This window comes from Streptomyces sp. NPDC021019 (genome assembly GCF_044333295.1).
Taxonomy (GTDB): Bacteria; Actinomycetota; Actinomycetes; order Streptomycetales; family Streptomycetaceae; genus Streptomyces.
Map to the genome: position 1 here is coordinate 157,138 of NZ_JBIRQR010000001.1, position 15,860 is coordinate 172,997.

16 protein-coding genes are annotated in these 15,860 nt (G+C 68.6%); 9 read left to right on the top strand and 7 right to left on the bottom strand.

What is annotated here, in order from left to right; genetic code table 11:
* Positions 1–74: 74 nt before the first annotated feature.
* The 5 genes from ACH4RG_RS00700 to dnaA all read right to left on the bottom strand — a co-directional run bounded on the left by ACH4RG_RS00700 (position 75) and on the right by dnaA (position 7,007).
* Positions 75–578, bottom strand: coding sequence for a DUF721 domain-containing protein (locus ACH4RG_RS00700; protein WP_018957316.1), 504 nt, complete (start codon positions 576–578; stop codon positions 75–77).
* Between the two features lie 200 nt (positions 579–778).
* Complete coding sequence (recF, locus tag ACH4RG_RS00705) at positions 779–1,909, bottom strand: DNA replication/repair protein RecF (RefSeq protein ID WP_397929397.1); 1,131 nt, start codon at positions 1,907–1,909, stop codon at positions 779–781.
* A gap of 67 nt (positions 1,910–1,976) precedes the next feature.
* Complete coding sequence (gnd, locus tag ACH4RG_RS00710) at positions 1,977–2,861, bottom strand: phosphogluconate dehydrogenase (NAD(+)-dependent, decarboxylating) (RefSeq protein ID WP_397918817.1); 885 nt, start codon at positions 2,859–2,861, stop codon at positions 1,977–1,979.
* A 161-nt stretch (positions 2,862–3,022) separates the two neighbouring features.
* Entirely contained in the window at positions 3,023–4,153 is a 1,131-nt protein-coding gene (gene dnaN, locus ACH4RG_RS00715; RefSeq protein WP_018957319.1) for a DNA polymerase III subunit beta, read from the bottom strand.
* Positions 4,154–5,135: 982 nt separating this feature from the next.
* Complete coding sequence (gene dnaA, locus ACH4RG_RS00720; RefSeq protein ID WP_397929396.1) at positions 5,136–7,007, bottom strand: chromosomal replication initiator protein DnaA; 1,872 nt, start codon at positions 7,005–7,007, stop codon at positions 5,136–5,138.
* A 381-nt stretch (positions 7,008–7,388) separates the two neighbouring features.
* Here dnaA and rpmH point away from each other — a divergent pair, with 381 nt between their 5' ends.
* From rpmH to ACH4RG_RS00765, 9 genes are all read left to right on the top strand, one after another.
* The gene (gene rpmH / locus ACH4RG_RS00725; RefSeq protein WP_003967884.1) at positions 7,389–7,526 is read left to right on the top strand and encodes a 50S ribosomal protein L34; all 138 of its coding nucleotides are present in this window, start codon (positions 7,389–7,391) and stop codon (positions 7,524–7,526) included.
* A 19-nt stretch (positions 7,527–7,545) separates the two neighbouring features.
* Positions 7,546–7,917, top strand: coding sequence for a ribonuclease P protein component (gene rnpA / locus ACH4RG_RS00730; RefSeq protein WP_398538880.1), 372 nt, complete (start codon positions 7,546–7,548; stop codon positions 7,915–7,917).
* Entirely contained in the window at positions 7,914–8,273 is a 360-nt protein-coding gene (gene yidD / locus ACH4RG_RS00735; RefSeq protein ID WP_078625761.1) for a membrane protein insertion efficiency factor YidD, read from the top strand. Before rnpA ends, yidD begins: the two co-directional genes overlap by 4 nt.
* A 3-nt stretch (positions 8,274–8,276) precedes the next feature.
* The gene (gene yidC, locus ACH4RG_RS00740; RefSeq protein WP_397918811.1) at positions 8,277–9,542 is read left to right on the top strand and encodes a membrane protein insertase YidC; all 1,266 of its coding nucleotides are present in this window, start codon (positions 8,277–8,279) and stop codon (positions 9,540–9,542) included.
* 14 nt (positions 9,543–9,556) lie between these two features.
* A complete protein-coding gene (locus ACH4RG_RS00745) occupies positions 9,557–10,072 on the top strand; it encodes a protein jag (protein ID WP_397929394.1) in 516 nt (171 codons plus the stop codon).
* A gap of 109 nt (positions 10,073–10,181) precedes the next feature.
* Positions 10,182–10,898 carry a 16S rRNA (guanine(527)-N(7))-methyltransferase RsmG gene (rsmG, locus tag ACH4RG_RS00750; protein WP_397918807.1) on the top strand — a complete coding sequence of 239 codons (717 nt, stop codon included), beginning with the start codon at positions 10,182–10,184 and terminating at the stop codon, positions 10,896–10,898.
* A 325-nt stretch (positions 10,899–11,223) separates the two neighbouring features.
* Entirely contained in the window at positions 11,224–12,300 is a 1,077-nt protein-coding gene (locus tag ACH4RG_RS00755; RefSeq protein WP_397919295.1) for a ParA family protein, read from the top strand.
* On the top strand, positions 12,297–13,391 hold the full coding sequence (locus ACH4RG_RS00760) for a ParB/RepB/Spo0J family partition protein (RefSeq protein ID WP_397918805.1): 1,095 nt from the start codon (positions 12,297–12,299) through the stop codon (positions 13,389–13,391). The genes ACH4RG_RS00755 and ACH4RG_RS00760 overlap by 4 nt, the downstream gene beginning before the upstream one ends.
* Positions 13,392–13,695: 304 nt before the next feature.
* Entirely contained in the window at positions 13,696–14,313 is a 618-nt protein-coding gene (locus ACH4RG_RS00765; protein ID WP_398538881.1) for a GNAT family N-acetyltransferase, read from the top strand.
* Between the two features lie 101 nt (positions 14,314–14,414).
* Here the strand turns inward: ACH4RG_RS00765 and trxA are convergent, their stop codons facing one another.
* Complete coding sequence (gene trxA / locus ACH4RG_RS00770) at positions 14,415–14,747, bottom strand: thioredoxin (RefSeq protein WP_397918801.1); 333 nt, start codon at positions 14,745–14,747, stop codon at positions 14,415–14,417.
* 45 nt (positions 14,748–14,792) lie between these two features.
* The gene (gene trxB, locus ACH4RG_RS00775; protein ID WP_397918799.1) at positions 14,793–15,764 is read right to left on the bottom strand and encodes a thioredoxin-disulfide reductase; all 972 of its coding nucleotides are present in this window, start codon (positions 15,762–15,764) and stop codon (positions 14,793–14,795) included.
* Positions 15,765–15,860 lie beyond the last annotated feature (96 nt).

Genomic DNA, 15,860 nt, shown 5'->3' on the forward strand with positions numbered 1-15,860 from the left:
GGGAGGGTGTGAGGAGCGGAGGACCCGACTGCGGGCCCGCAGCTGCCCGTCCCTCCCGCCGACGGCCCGCACCCTCACCCGTAGGTGTCGCCAGGACCCTTGCTGCCTGGCGCCCGCAACGGCCCGAACCGGCGCTCCGGGCCCCCCGGACCGACCACCTTGATCATCCGTACGGTGCCCTGCCCCAGATCCGCGTTCAGCCGGGCCACCAGCTGCGGAGCCAGCAGCCGCAGCTGCGTCGCCCACGCCGTCGAGTCACAGCTCACGGTCAGCACCCGGGCGTCCGGATCGTCGTCGTACCGCAGGGGTACGCAGTGGTTCGCCAGATCGTCGCCGACGATCTGCGGCCACCGCCCCATCACCCCGCCGACCGCGGCGGGCGTCTCCCAGCCCCGCTCGGTGATCAGCCGGTTGATCGCGGAACCCAGCGGCTGCGGATCACGGCCGTCCGACCGGGCGCCCGAGCGCAGCCCGCCGCCCCGCCGGGCCTGCTTCTTCTGCTGCGCCGCCGCACCCCGCGCCCTGGCCTGCTCCTTCGCCGCCCGCAACGCGACCCGGGCGAGATCGACCCCGGTCACCTCAGGCGGCTTCGGCACCCCTGAAGGCGCCCCGGAGGAGGCCCCGGACGAAGCCCCGGCGGCCGTCCCGGAAGCGGCCGGATCCGGCAACGCCTCTGTCGGCCCGCCGGCCCGGCCCGCGCCCTTCGCGCGCGCCGCTCCCGTACCGCTCGCGCGGGAGGCCGATCCCCGTCGGCCCGCCCCGCTCTCGCCCCGGGCGGTCATACGCGCTCCACCTCGCCCGAGGACACCGCGTACCGCGCCCCCGCCAGCACGCCCGGAACGTCCTCCGCCACCGCGGCCGTCACGAGCACCTGCTCACCCGGAGCCACCAACTCCGCCAACCGCTCACGGCGCCGCGCGTCCAGCTCGGCGAAGACGTCGTCCAGCACCAGCACCGGCTCGTTGCCCTCGGAGCGCAACAGCTCGTAACTGGCCAACCGCAGCGCCAGGGCGTAGCTCCAGGACTCGCCGTGGCTCGCGTACCCCTTCGCCGGCATCCCCCGCAGACCGAGCACCAGATCGTCGCGGTGCGGGCCGACGAGGGTCACACCCCGCTCGATCTCCTGCTTGCGGACGTCCACGAGCGCCGCGATCAGCTGCTCGTACAACTCGTCGCGGGTGCGCGCGGGACCCACGCCCTCGCCGACCGAGCTGCGGTACTCCAGCGCCACCGGACCGCCGCCCGGAGCCACGTCCCCGTATGCCTTGTCGGCCAGCGGCTGGAGCGTGGCGATCAGGTCGAGGCGCTGCGCGAGCAGTTCCGCGCCCACCCGGCCCAGGTGCTGGTCCCAGACGTCGAGGGTGGACATGTCCATCGAGCGGCCGCCGTGCCGCCGGGCCATCGCCGCGGACTTCAGCAGGGTGTTGCGCTGCTTGAGCACCCGCTCGTAGTCGGAGCGGACCCCGGCCATCCGGGGCGACCGTGCCGTGATCAGCTCGTCCAGGAACCGCCGCCGCTCCCCGGGATCGCCCTTGACCAGGGCCAGATCCTCCGGCGCGAACAGCACGGTCCGTACGATTCCGAGCACATCACGCGGTCTGACCTGCGAGGACCTGTTGATACGGGCCCGATTGGCGCGGCCGGGGTTCAGCTCCAGCTCGATCAGCTGCGAACGCTCGCCCTGGGTGACCGCCGCACGGATCACCGCCCGCTCCGCGCCCAGCCGCACCAGCGGGGCGTCCGAGGAGACCCGGTGACTGCCGAGGGTGGCGAGATAGCCGACGGCCTCGACGAGGTTGGTCTTGCCCTGCCCGTTGGGCCCCACGAACGCGGTGACGCCCGGGTCGAGAGGGACCTCGACCCGGGCGTACGAGCGGAAGTCGGCCAGCGAGAGATGGGTGACGTGCATGGTGACCGACCTCTCCCGATGGTGCTTCGCAGGTTGTTGCGCTGCCGACGCGGCGTCGGCGTTCCGATCAGTTCTCGGACTTGGACTCGACCGCGTGCCCGCCGAACTGGTTGCGCAGCGCGGCGATCATCTTCATCTGCGGGGAGTCGTCCTGGCGCGAGGCGAACCGCGCGAACAGCGACGCCGTGATCGCGGGCAGCGGCACCGCGTTGTCGATCGCGGCCTCCACCGTCCAGCGGCCCTCGCCCGAGTCGGCGGCGAAGCCCCGGAGCTTCTCCAGGTGCTCGTCGTCGTCGAGCGCGTTGACCGCGAGGTCGAGCAGCCAGGAACGGATGACCGTGCCCTCCTGCCAGGAGCGGAAGACCTCGCGCACGTCGGTGACGGAGTCGACCTTCTCCAGCAGCTCCCAGCCCTCGGCGTACGCCTGCATCATGGCGTACTCGATGCCGTTGTGGACCATCTTCGCGAAGTGGCCGGCGCCGACCTTGCCCGCGTGCACGGAGCCGAAGTCGCCCTCGGGCTTGAGCGCGTCGAAGATCGGCTGGACCTTCGCCACGTTCTCCTCGGTGCCGCCGTACATCAGGGCGTAGCCGTTCTTCAGGCCCCAGACGCCGCCGGAGACGCCGCAGTCGACGAATCCGATGTCCTTGAGACCCAGCTCGGCGGCGTGCTTCTCGTCGTCGGTCCAGCGGGAGTTCCCGCCGTCGACGACGACGTCGCCGGGCGAGAGCAGCTCGGCGAGCTCGTCGATCGTGGACTGGGTAGCGGCACCGGCCGGGACCATGACCCAGACGACCCGCGGGCCCTTCAGCTCGCCCACGAGCTCTTCGAGGCTGTGGACATCGGCGACATCCGGGTTGCGGTCGTAACCGATGACGGTGTGGCCTGCGCGGCGGATGCGCTCGCGCATGTTGCCGCCCATCTTGCCGAGGCCGACGAGACCGAGCTCCATCAGAGATTCCTTAAGCGTCGTGGCGATAAGCGTCGGGGCGTTTGCGCCCAGGACCGAGCCTACGCCCGGCGGGGGACAGCGCGGCGGGCCCGCTCCGCGCCGAGCGGGCCCGCCGGAAACTGCCGCGGATACGTCCCCCGATCGGCCGGGGGATGCCGGGATCAGCCGGAGAGGCGCACCGGCATGATCAGGTACTTGTACGCGTCGTCCGCCTCGGCGTCCACGGCCGGGCGGCCGCTGAGCAGGGCGGGCTTGGTGGACGTGGTGAAGGAGAGCTGGGCGACCGGGGAATCGATCGCGCTCAGACCGTCCAGCAGGAACGTCGGGTTGAAGGCGATCGAGATGTCGTCGCCCTCCAGCACCGAGTCGACGCGCTCCACAGCCTGTGCGTCGTCACTGGAACCGGCTTCCAGGATGAGGACGCCCTGCTCGAAGCTGAGCCGTACGGGGGTGTTGCGCTCGGCGACCAGGGCCACACGCTTGACGGCCTCGACGAAGGGGGCCGTCTCGATCACCGCGACGGAGTTGAACTCGGTCGGGAAGAGCGTGCGGTACTTCGGAAGATCGCCTTCGAGGAGACGCGTGGTCGTCCGGCGTCCGGCGCCCTCGAAGCCGATCAGGCCCTCGCCCGCGCCGGAGCCGGAGAGCGCCAGGGTGACCGTGTCGCCGCTCGTGAGCGCCTTGGCGGTGTCCAGGAGGGTCTTGGCGGGCACCAGGGCGACCGCCGAGGCGTCGGCGTTCTCCGGCTTCCACAGGAACTCGCGGACCGCGAAGCGGTAGCGGTCGGTGGAGGCGAGGGTGACGGTGTCGCCCTCGATCTCGATCCGCACACCGGTCAGCACCGGCAGCGTGTCGTCACGGCCGGCGGCGATGGCGACCTGGGCTGCGGCCGAGGCGAAGACCTCACCGGGAACGGTGCCCGTGGCGGTCGGCATCTGCGGCAGCGCGGGGTACTCCTCCACAGGCAGTGTGTGGAGGGTGAAGCGGGAGGAGCCGCAGACGACCGTGGCCCGCACACCGTCGGTGGAGATCTCCACCGGGCGGTTCGGCAGGGCGCGGCAGATGTCGGCGAGCAGCCGACCGGAGACGAGCACCGTGCCGTCCTCGTCGACCTCCGCGTCCACGGAGACCCTGGCGGAGACCTCGTAGTCGAAGCTGGAGAAGCTGAGAGCGCCGTCCTCGGCCTTCAGCAGAAGGCCCGCGAGAACGGGCGCCGGCGGACGGGCCGGGAGGCTGCGGGCCACCCAGGCCACCGCCTCCGCGAGTACATCGCGCTCCACCCGGATCTTCACCGGAACCGCCTCCTGCTGTTGCTCGCTCGCCCTGCTGGCCTTCGTCGTCTGGACCGGAGCTCCCTGCCGAGGGCTGGGGAGGCTCCGGGGTCCAGTCTGACGTACGGCACCGACAGTCGTTGCTGCTCGGGGTCAAGTCGGGCCAAGAGCTTCGCGGCGGTCGAGGGTCGAGTTGTCCACAGCACCCACTTCGAAGCTGATTCCTGGCTAACTCTGGGTGGTAGTAGTAGTAGGCCTTGTGGATACCGTGGATAACGTCGTTTGCGCAGGTCAGCGACTGTTTTTTGTCCACCGGTCCTGTGGGTGGCGCCCGTGGACAACCGGGGCTTTCTGTGGACGGGCGAAAGTTCTGCACACCCGATGCACAGGAGGGGGCCACTTCTCCCCAGGCCTGTCCCCAGCTTTACCCACGTTCCCCACAGCCCAACCGACCCCCTTGGTGTGACGCCTTTCACTCCGGGCGGTGAGAGCGTGTGTTGCGTTGCCGAACAGTGGACAGGGGTGTGGAGAAGCCGGGAAAAGCTGGGGACAACACGGCTCACCCTGTGGGTCGCCGGTGGACAACGATGAGCACAGCCTGTGGACGAAAAAACTGTCCACAGGCTGTGGATCACGGTTGACCACAAATCCCCAGCCATGTGACCTGGTCTGATGGAGTATCGGCAGCGGTACCTGTGGATGCAATATGGACAACTTCCCAGTCCCCAGGCTGTGGACGGAAGATTTCTCCCACATCTGTGGAGAAGAGCCTCTGACCAGCCCGTATTCGAACAGCGCGGGGCCCACGGGGCGCTCGACGCGGGCTTCGAACAGCCCGGTGGGGGGCCCGGACGGTCCGGTGGAGGCTCCGGTCGGCCCGCTACGGGGCCCTGAGAACGCGAAAAAGGCGCCTGCCGCGGACCGTGGAGGTCCGTGACAGGCACCCTGGGAAACGCTCCAGGAGAAGCCCGGGAGCCGGTGCCGACAGTTCTCGCGTCCCGCGTCAGCCGTTCTTGATGCGGTTGGTCAGCTCGGTGACCTGGTTGTAGATGGAGCGGCGCTCCGCCATCAGCGCCCGGATCTTCCGGTCCGCGTGCATCACCGTCGTATGGTCGCGGCCGCCGAACTGCGCACCGATCTTCGGCAGCGAGAGGTCGGTCAGCTCGCGGCACAGATACATGGCGATCTGGCGCGCCGTCACCAGGACCCGGCTGCGCGAGGATCCGCAGAGGTCGTCCACGGTGAGGCCGAAGTAGTCCGCGGTCGCCGCCATGATGGCCGGCGCGGTGATCTCCGGCGCCGATTCCTCGCCGCCCGGGATCAGGTCCTTCAGGACGATCTCGGTCAGCCCGAGGTCCACCGGCTGCCGGTTCAGCGAGGCGAAGGCGGTCACCCGGATCAGTGCGCCCTCCAGTTCGCGGATGTTGCGCGAGATCCGCGAGGCGATGAACTCCAGGACCTCCGGCGGGGCGTTGAGCTGCTCCTGCACCGCCTTCTTCCGGAGGATCGCGATCCGGGTCTCCAGCTCGGGCGGCTGGACATCGGTCGTGAGCCCCCACTCGAAGCGGTTGCGCAGCCGGTCCTCCAGGGTCACCAGCTGCTTGGGCGGCCGGTCCGAGGAGAGCACGATCTGCTTGTTCGCGTTGTGCAGCGTATTGAAGGTGTGGAAGAACTCCTCCTGCGTCGACTCCTTGCTCGCCAGGAACTGGATGTCGTCGACCAGCAGGATGTCCACGTCGCGGTACCGCTTGCGGAAGGTGTCCCCCTTGCCGTCGCGGATCGAGTTGATGAACTCGTTGGTGAACTCCTCCGAGCTCACGTACCGCACTCGGGTCCCCGGGTAGAGGCTCCGCGCGTAGTGCCCGATGGCGTGCAGCAGGTGGGTCTTGCCGAGCCCGGACTCCCCATAGATGAAGAGGGGGTTGTACGCCTTCGCCGGAGCCTCGGCGACGGCGACGGCCGCGGCGTGCGCGAACCGGTTGGACGCCCCGATGACGAAGGTGTCGAAGAGGTACTTCGGGTTCAGCCGGGCGTGCGGTTCCCCGGGGCCGGGCGCGGGGGCGGGCTGGGCGCCCATCGGACCGGGTACCGAACCGCCGGCCCGCCCGGGGCCGTGGCCGCCCTGGCGGGGCCCCGGCTGCTGCTGGTCCTGGCGGTCGGGGCGCTGCTGCTCGTACCCCTGGCGCTCGGGAGGCTGCGACCGGTAGTCGTGCTGCTGGGGGCGCCCGGTGCCGTACGGCTCGCGCCACTGCTCCGGGGGCTGCTCCCGGTACTGCTCGTTCTCGCGCTCCCGGTACGACTCGCTCTCGCGGTACGGCTCGCCGGAGGGCTGCTCGCGGTCCTGGTACCCGCCGTGCCGCGGCTGCTGCCAGGAGAGGTCCTCCTGGGTACGCGGCCAGGCACCGGGCTCCGGGCGCTGCTGCTGGTAGTCGGGGTAGGCCGGCCGGGCCGTCGGCATGCCGTCGTCGGAGGGCCGGTGGCCGTATCCGTCGTACGTGTCGCCCCGCGGACCGTCGTCGCGCGGCTGCGCCGGGTAACGGTGGCCCTGCTGACTCTGGTGCGACTGGTGCATCGGGGGCGCCGGCGGGGAGGGCGGTTCACCCGCGGAGTCGTCGACGGTGATCGCGATCCGGATGGGCCGGCCGCACTCGCGGGTCAGCGTCTCGCCGAGGAGCGGTGCCAGTCGGCCCTCCAGGACCTGCTTGCCCCATTCGTTGGGGACGGCCAGCAGCGCGGTGTCGGCGACGAGTGCCAGGGGCTGGCAGCGCTCGATCCACTGCTTGTCCTTCGGCTCGATGCCCTGCTGACCCTCCCCGAGGAGTTGTTCCAGCACTCGCGGCCACACTGCGGCAAGATCGGCAGGTACGTCAGCCACAAGGCACGCTCTCTCGCATGTCCCACGAATGTGTGGTTCTCGGGACGGGATGGGTCGGGTCGGGTGAGGCCCGGCAGTCGGGAAGGAAAAGAACCGGAGTTCAGCCACGGTAGTCAGGCGGAGCCGCGCGGTTCAAGTTGTTGTCCACAGGCTGTGCACAATGAGGGGTCGCGCGGAGCCGGTTTGACCGGATGGCGTAGCCGCGCGTACCGTGACCAGGTCGAGTTGTCGATGGCTGCTGCCGCCTGCCTCCGATGGGCAAAGATCACGATCTGTGATTGTGAAGCGGTGCACTAAGGCGTTTACGCGAGTTCCTCGTGGGCGCACGGTGACAGCCAGGCGATGTCCCGCCAACACACGAATCATTTCTGGAGCCCCCGAGTGAGCAAGCGCACCTTCCAGCCGAACAACCGTCGTCGCGCCAAGACCCATGGCTTCCGGCTGCGCATGCGTACCCGTGCCGGCCGTGCGATTCTCGCGAACCGCCGTGGCAAGGGCCGCAGCAGCCTGTCCGCCTGATCGCCAACAGGTCCATGACGTGCTGCCTACCGAGAATCGGCTGAGGCGGCGCGAGGACTTCGCGACCGCGGTACGACGAGGACGTCGAGCCGGACGTCCACTGCTCGTCGTCCATCTAAGCAGCGGTGATACGGACCCGCACGTGACGGGGGAGACTGTTCCCCCGCCGCGTGCGGGTTTCGTTGTCAGCAAGGCCGTGGGGGGCGCAGTCGTCCGTACCGCGGTGAAGCGGAAGCTTCGCCGTCTGGTCCGCGACCGGCTGGCTCAGCTGCCCCCCGGTAGCCTTGTTGTCGTACGGGCGCTGCCCGGTGCGGGCGACGCCGATCATGCACAGCTGGCCCGAGACCTGGACGCCGCCCTTCAGCGGCTGCTGGGAGGGGGCGCGCGATGAAGTACCCGCTGCTTGCTCTCATCAAGCTGTACCAGTGGACGATCAGTCCACTGCTCGGGCCTGTCTGCCGTTACTACCCGTCGTGTTCCCACTATGGATATACGTCGATCGACAGGCACGGTGCCATCAAGGGAACAGCGCTGACAGCCTGGCGCATCCTGCGGTGCAATCCGTGGTCACCCGGCGGTGTGGACCATGTCCCGCCACGCAGGCGTCCGCGGTGGCACGAGTTGCTGCGCAATGCCCTGCGCGGCGAAAAGGGCGGGGAGTCCGCCGCTGATGTGCCGTCCGGGGGGTCGGTCTCCGAACCTCCGAGCCCGGCCGCAGAGACCTCGCCCAATGCTCAAGGAGCCTGATTAGTGGACACGATTGCCAGTCTGTTCAGCTTTATCACCACACCCGTCTCATGGGTGATCGTTCAGTTCCACAAGGTCTACGGGGCGCTCTTCGGCGACGACTCCGGCTGGGCCTGGGGCCTGTCGATCGTGTCCCTGGTGGTGCTGATCCGGATCTGCCTGATCCCGCTCTTCGTGAAGCAGATCAAGTCGACCCGCAACATGCAGGTGCTCCAGCCGAAGATGAAGGCGATCCAGGAGCGCTACAAGAACGACAAGCAGCGTCAGTCCGAAGAGATGATGAAGCTGTACAAGGAGACGGGCACCAACCCGCTCTCCTCGTGCCTTCCCATCCTGGCGCAGTCCCCGTTCTTCTTCGCCCTGTATCACGTGCTGTCGTCCATCGCCTCGGGCAAGAAGATCGGGGCGATCAACCAGGACCTGCTGGACAGCGCCCGTGAGGCCCACATCTTCGGCGCCCCGCTCGCTGCGAAGTTCACGGACAGCGTCGAGAAGGTCACCTCGCTCAACGCCGACCTGCTGGACGTCCGGATCGTCACCGCCATCATGATCGTGCTGATGTCGGCCTCGCAGTTCTTCACCCAGCGCCAGCTGATGACGAAGAACGTCGACCTGACGGTGAAGACCCCGTACATGCAGCAGCAGAAGATGCTGATGTACATCTTCCCGGTCATCTTCGCCGTGATGGGCATCAACTTCCCCGTCGGTGTCCTCGTCTACTGGCTGACCACGAACGTCTGGACCATGGGTCAGCAGATGTACGTGATCAACCAGAACCCGACGCCGGGCAGCAAGGCGCAGGACGCCTACCTTCAGCGGGTCCTCAAGAGCGTGACCGTCCGCGAGCAGGTGCGCGGCCGCACCCGGCGCAACACCGTCAAGGCCATCGTCGCCAAGGGTCCCGACCGCAACGACATCGAGCGCAAGTTCATCACCGGCCTCGGCAAGCTGGGTTTCGCGGCCCAGGAGGACGGCACGGTGCAGAAGAGTGAGACCGCCGCCGCCGATGCCGAGGGCAGCCAGGCGCCCAAGCGCCAGCAGCCCAAGCGCCAGACCAAGGCGAAGCGCCAGACGGCCGGTGCCACGGCCGGTGGAGCCAAGGACACGGAGCCCGCGGAAGCCGGCTCCAAGACCTCGCTCGAGAAGCAGGACGCGCCGCAGGACGACAAGCCGAAGTCGGCGGGCAAGCCCGCCTCCGGCTCCTCACGCCAAGCCAAGTCCGGACAGCGCAAGGGCCCCCAGCGGCCCAAGCACCCGTCCAAGAAGTAAGAAGGAGTCCATCCGTGACGGAAGGCACCACCTCCACGGCCGCCGCCGAGGCCGGCAGCGACACCCTGACCCGCCTGGAGCAGGAGGGCGAGATCGCGGCCGACTATCTTGAGGGTCTGCTCGACATCGCCGATCTCGACGGCGACATCGACATGGACGTCGAGGCGGACCGGGCCGCGGTGTCGATCATCAGCGAATCGGCGCGCGACCTCCAGAAGCTCGTGGGCCGCGACGGTGAGGTCCTGGAGGCGCTCCAGGAGCTGACGCGGCTGGCCGTCCACCGGGAGACGGGTGACCGTAGCCGTCTGATGCTGGACATCGGTGGCTTCCGGGCCCAGAAGCGCGAGATCCTCGCGGCGCTGGGCGCCAAGGCCGCGGACGAGGTCAGGAACTCGGGCGAACCGGTGAAGCTGGACCCGATGACGCCGTTCGAGCGCAAGGTCGTGCACGACGCGATCGCCGCGGCCGGGCTCCGGAGCGAGTCGGAGGGCGAGGAGCCGCAGCGCTTCGTCGTCGTTCTCCCGGCCTGACCGGATACTTGTACTGTCGGCCCCGTCTGTTCGCAGGCGGGGCCGATCTTTGTCAGCCTGATAGTCAGCCACCCACAGTGCGCTAGTGCGGTATGGAAGGACGGTCCTCGTGACGGAGGCAGCAGAGCTCCCCCAGGCACCTGCGGAGGCGCAGGCGGTGTTCGGAGAGTTCTTTCCGGAGGCTGTCCGGTACGCGGAGCTTCTGGCGGATGCCGGGGTCAAGCGAGGCTTGATCGGGCCGCGTGAGGTCCCCCGGCTGTGGGAGAGGCACCTGCTGAACTGCGCGGTGCTCTCCGAGGTCGTGCCCAAAGGCGTCACTGTCTGCGATGTGGGCTCCGGCGCAGGGCTGCCGGGCATCCCGCTGGCCCTGGTGCGCCCCGATCTCAAGATCACCTTGCTGGAGCCGCTGCTGCGGCGGACGAACTTCCTCCAGGAAGTCGTCGAACTGCTCGGCCTGGACCATGTGACGGTCGTGCGCGGCCGGGCCGAGGAGGTCCTCGGGACGCTTCAGCCCGTTCACGTGGTGACCGCCCGTGCGGTGGCGCCGCTGGACCGGCTGGCGGGCTGGGGCGTGCCCCTGCTGAAGCCCTACGGGGAGATGCTCGCACTCAAGGGTGACACCGCCGAGGAGGAGCTCAACGGCGCCAGGGCTGCGCTCAGCAAGCTCGGTGTCCTGGAGACCGAGGTGCTCCAGGTCGGTGAGGGTTTGGTCGATCCGCTCTCCACCGTGGTCCGTGTCGTGGTGGGAGAGAGTCCGGGCGGTGTGAGGTTCGCCGCAAAGAGGGCCAAGGCTGCTCGGACGGAGCGGACGCGCAGGCGTCGCTGAGGGGCGCCGCAGGGCGGTGGAGTCGTCCGGTCGGGAGCTCTGCCCGTCGGGCGATATGCGGTTTCTGTTGGTTCTCGCGCTACTTAGCAGTGGTTCCGCCGGAAAGTAGCGATACGTGCCCGTGCGGAGTGTCGTGGCCTGGTAGTTGCTTCGCGGGGGCATCGTGTTTCACGTGAAACGTCGCTCTCTGCTGCAGGGAATCATCGGCCGCGGTCGTGCGGCTGCCACGCCGCGCGACCGCAAGCCCGGACGGGTTGCCGAGTTGTCCACACGCACGGATTCATCCACAGAACAGCGGGCCTCGCTGGTTCACGACCCCGAAAGCATGGCAGGCTCTGTTCATTGCGAGCCTGAAGTCGAGGAGAGTGAATCCTTGCGGTCCGACGCCAACATCGCGGGACCGATGACCGACCCGGTCCCCGGTCCCCGAACCGAGTCCGTGGGTGAGGGTGTTTCACGTGAAACACCGCCGCCGATGGACGACACACCCATCGGCCGAGCCGCTCAGCTGGCGGTCGAGGCCCTCGGCCGCGCCGGCGAAGGGCTGCCCCGTCCTGACCGCACCCGTGTCATGGTGGTGGCCAACCAGAAGGGCGGGGTCGGGAAGACGACTACGACGGTCAACCTTGCCGCTTCCCTGGCCCTGCACGGTGCACGCGTTCTGGTGGTCGACCTCGACCCGCAGGGCAACGCATCCACGGCTCTGGGTATCGATCACCACGCCGACGTTCCCTCGATCTACGACGTCCTGGTGGAGAGCCGCCCGCTCTCCGAGGTGGTCCAGCCCGTACCGGACGTAGAAGGTCTCTTCTGTGCCCCCGCGACCATCGATCTCGCCGGTGCGGAGATCGAACTGGTCTCGCTGGTGGCACGGGAGAGCCGTCTCCAGCGGGCCATCCAGGCGTATGAGCAGCCGCTGGACTACATCCTCATCGACTGCCCGCCGTCACTGGGTCTGTTGACGGTGAACGCGCTGGTGGCCGGGGCCGAGGTACTGATCCCCATCCAGTGCGAGTACTACGCGCTGGAAGGCCTGGGTCAGCTTCTGCGCAACGTCGACCTGGTACGGGGCCATCTCAATCCGGAGCTTCACGTCTCGACGATCCTGTTGACGATGTACGACGGCCGGACGAGGCTCGCCTCGCAGGTCGCCGAGGAGGTCCGTACCCACTTCGGCAAGGAAGTCCTGCGGACGAGTATCCCGCGGTCGGTGCGTATCTCGGAGGCGCCGAGTTATGGGCAGACCGTGCTGACCTACGACCCGGGTTCCAGCGGTTCGCTCTCGTATCTTGAAGCCGCCCGGGAGATCGCCCTGCGGGGCGTCGGGGTGCACTACGAGACTCAGCACGCCCACACGAGCAGTCAGAACAGCCAGCAGAACGTTTCGGAGGGCATTCAGTGAGTGAGCGTCGTAGAGGACTGGGGCGTGGACTCGGTGCGCTGATCCCCGCCGCTCCCCAGGAGAAGCAGGTGTCAGCACCCGGGGGCGGTGCGGCGTCGTCCGGCGCGGGTCCGGTTCTGACGGCGGAGCGCGGGGTGGCCGCTGCGAAGGTGACCGCGCTGCCCTCCGTCCCGGTGGTGCCGGAGCCTGCGTCCACTTCGGAGGGCCGGTCCGAGCAGGAAGCCGGGGCGTCCGGTGCGTACTTCGCCGAGCTGCCGATCGGGACGATCACGCCGAACCCCCGCCAGCCTCGTGAGGTCTTCGACGAGGATGCGCTGGCCGAGCTGGTCGTCTCCATCAAGGAAGTCGGCCTTCTCCAGCCGGTCGTGGTCCGGAAGGCGGGCCCGGACAGCTACGAGCTCATCATGGGTGAGCGTCGGTGGAGGGCCTGCCGTGAAGCGGGCCTCGAGCGGATTCCCACCATCGTCCGCGCCACGGACGACGAGAAGCTGCTGCTGGACGCACTCCTGGAGAACCTCCACCGGGCTCAGCTGAACCCGCTGGAGGAGGCTGCTGCGTACGACCAGCTGCTCAAGGACTTCAAGTGCACCCATGACCAGCTGGCCGACCGGATCGGCCGTTCGCGTCCGCAGGTGACGAACACGCTGCGGCTTCTGCGGCTTTCGCCGCCCGTGCAGCGCCGGGTCGCCGCAGGCGTTCTTTCGGCCGGCCATGCCCGTGCGCTGCTGTCCGTGGACGACTCCGAGGAGCAGGACCGGCTGGCCCACCGCATCGTGGCCGAGGGGCTTTCGGTGCGTGCGGTCGAGGAGATCGTGACGCTCATGGGCTCGCACCCCACGAGCGCTGCGAAGCCCAAGGGCCCGAGGGCCGGCGGCCGTCTGTCCCCCGCTCTGACCGACCTGGCGACCCGTCTGTCCGATCGCTTCGAGACCCGGGTGAAGGTCGACCTGGGACAGAAGAAGGGCAAGATCGTCGTCGAGTTCGCCTCGATGGAAGATCTGGACCGGATCCTCGGCAGTCTCGCCCCGGGCGAGGGACGAGTGCTGGAGCGCCGGCTCGCTGAGACGTCCGAGGAGGACGACGAGGGCTGAGCAGCGGGACCCGAGGAAGGGCGGGCCGTGAGCCGGGTGCATACCGGAACACGGCCCGCCCTTTGCGCTCTCTCGGTATCCGCATCACCTCTGGGTGGATACGATGCGGTCTGGGACGGCGCATCCACGGTGATCGACCTCAGAGGAGGGCGGAGGCCTTGCGAAGAGTGAGCCGCAGTCGGCTCGTCACGGTCGGGCTGGGCCTGGGCGCCGTCGGGGGATTCGTCGGCAGTCTGTTCCATGAACGGAGCACACTGGCAGCCGCACATGGTGCGGCGGGCGAAGGAACGGAGGGATCGCTGTCATGGGGCGTCGGCTCGTACCACTCACCCTGGACAACCTTCCGGATCTCCCCGAGCGTTGCCGCTCGTGCGTCTTCTGGGAGCTTGACCCGGTCAGTGGGGAAGCCGCGGTAAAGGCGGGCAAGCCGGAGCCGGAGAAGGAAGCCTGGATCTCCGCGGTCCTCCTGGAGTGGGGGTCCTGCGGGCGGGTGGTCTATGTGGATGATGTGCCGGCGGGCTTCGTGCTCTTCGCGCCGCCTGCGTACGTCCCCCGCTCGACGGCGTTCCCGACCAGCCCGGTCTCTCCCGATGCCGTCCAGCTCATCACTGGGCTGATCATTCCCGCGTACCAGGGTCAGGGGCTGGGCCGTGTCATGGTGCAGACGGTGGCGAAGGATGTTCTGCGCCGGGGCTTCAAGGCGATCGAGGCATTCGGCGACGCGCGGTCCGAGCAATCCACCTGTGTACTCCCTGCGGATCATCTGCTGGCTGTCGGCTTCAAGACCGTGCGCCCGCATCCTGTGTACCCACGGCTGAGGCTGGATCTGCGGACGACGCTCTCCTGGAAGGAAGACGTGGAGATGGCGCTCGACCGGCTTTTGGGAGCGGTTCAGAAGGAACCGGTGCTGCGGCCGTTGTGAGGCCGGGGCGTCGCTGCCTGCAGCTGTGTGAAACGGGCCCACCCCCCTGAGGGGGCAGGCCCGTTTCACGTGAAACATCGCGTCGGCGTGCCGCTTCGCGATTACGCGCTGATGAAGCCTTCGAGGTCGCGGAGGATCGCGGCCTTCGGCTTGGCGCCGACGATGGTCTTGGCGACCTCGCCGCCCTGGTACACGTTCAGGGTCGGGATGGACATCACGCCGTACTTGGCGGCGGTGGCCGGGTTCTCGTCGATGTTGAGCTTGACGATCTCGATCTGGTCGCCGTGCTCCGCTGCGATTGCCTCCAGCGAGGGGGCGATCTGGCGGCACGGGCCGCACCAGGCGGCCCAGAAGTCCACCAGCACGGGCTTGTCGCTCTTGAGGACGACCTCGTCGAAGGTGTCATCCGTAACGTGCTTCAGGGCGCCGGCCACGGCGGCCTCCTTAGTCTCTCGGGGGGTGGGGTGCGGTGCGGACGTTCAGACGGCCGGGGTCTTCTCCGGCTCGGCGGGCTCTGCGTCGGCCAGGGCCGCGAGGAAGCGCTCGGCGTCCAGGGCGGCGGAGCAGCCGGTGCCCGCTGCCGTGATCGCCTGACGGTAGGTGTGGTCGACCACGTCTCCGGCGCCGAAGACGCCGGTGAGGTTGGTGCGGGTGGAGGGTGCCTCGACCTTCAGGTAACCCTCGTCGTCGAGCTCCAGCTGGCCCTTGAAGAGCTCGGTGCGCGGGTCGTGGCCGACGGCGATGAACAGTCCGGTCACCGGGAGCTCGGACGTCTCGCCGGTCTTGGTGTTGCGCAGGGTCAGACCGGAGAGCTTCTGGTCGCCCTTGATCTCGGCGACCTCGCTGTCCCAGGCGAACTTGATCTTCGGGTCGGCGAAGGCCCGGTCCTGCATGGCCTTGGAGGCGCGCAGAGTGTCGCGGCGGTGGACGATCGTGACGGACTTCGCGAAGCGGGAGAGGAAGGTTGCCTCCTCCATCGCGGTGTCGCCGCCGCCGATCACGGCGATGTCGTGGTCCTTGAAGAAGAAGCCGTCGCAGGTGGCGCACCAGGAGACGCCACGTCCGGAGAGAGCGTCCTCGTTGGGCAGTCCGAGCTTGCGGTGCTGGGAGCCGGTCGTGACGATGACGGTCTTGGCGCGGTGGACGGTGCCCGCGGTGTCGGTGACCGTCTTGACGTCACCGGTCAGGTCGACCGCGACCACGTCGTCGGGGATCAGCTCGGCGCCGAAGCGCTCGGCCTGGGCGCGCATGTTGTCCATGAGCTCGGGGCCCATGATGCCGTCCTGGAAGCCGGGGAAGTTCTCCACGTCGGTGGTGTTCATCAGCGCACCGCCGGCCGTGACGGCGCCCTCGAAGACCAACGGGTTCAGCGAGGCGCGGGCGGTGTACAGCGCGGCGGTGTACCCGGCCGGTCCGGAGCCGATGATGATCACATTACGGACGTCGCTCACGGGTTTCTTCCTCGTTTCTGCAGACTGCCTAACTGCCTACGGGGTCGGTTCAACGACTCACACCCCACCCAACGGATCCTACGGCTGATGCATTCC

What these genes read in the sequence shown, in the direction of transcription:
- gnd (WP_397918817.1), bottom strand. Translation starts at nt 2,861, where the DNA reads ATGGAGCTCGGTCTCGTCGGCCTCGGCAAGATGGGCGGCAACATGCGC.
- recF (WP_397929397.1), bottom strand. Translation starts at nt 1,909, where the DNA reads ATGCACGTCACCCATCTCTCGCTGGCCGACTTCCGCTCGTACGCCCGG.
- ACH4RG_RS00755 (WP_397919295.1), top strand. Translation starts at nt 11,224, where the DNA reads ATGGCAGGCTCTGTTCATTGCGAGCCTGAAGTCGAGGAGAGTGAATCC.
- ACH4RG_RS00765 (WP_398538881.1), top strand. Translation starts at nt 13,696, where the DNA reads ATGGGGCGTCGGCTCGTACCACTCACCCTGGACAACCTTCCGGATCTC.
- yidD (WP_078625761.1), top strand. Translation starts at nt 7,914, where the DNA reads ATGAAGTACCCGCTGCTTGCTCTCATCAAGCTGTACCAGTGGACGATC.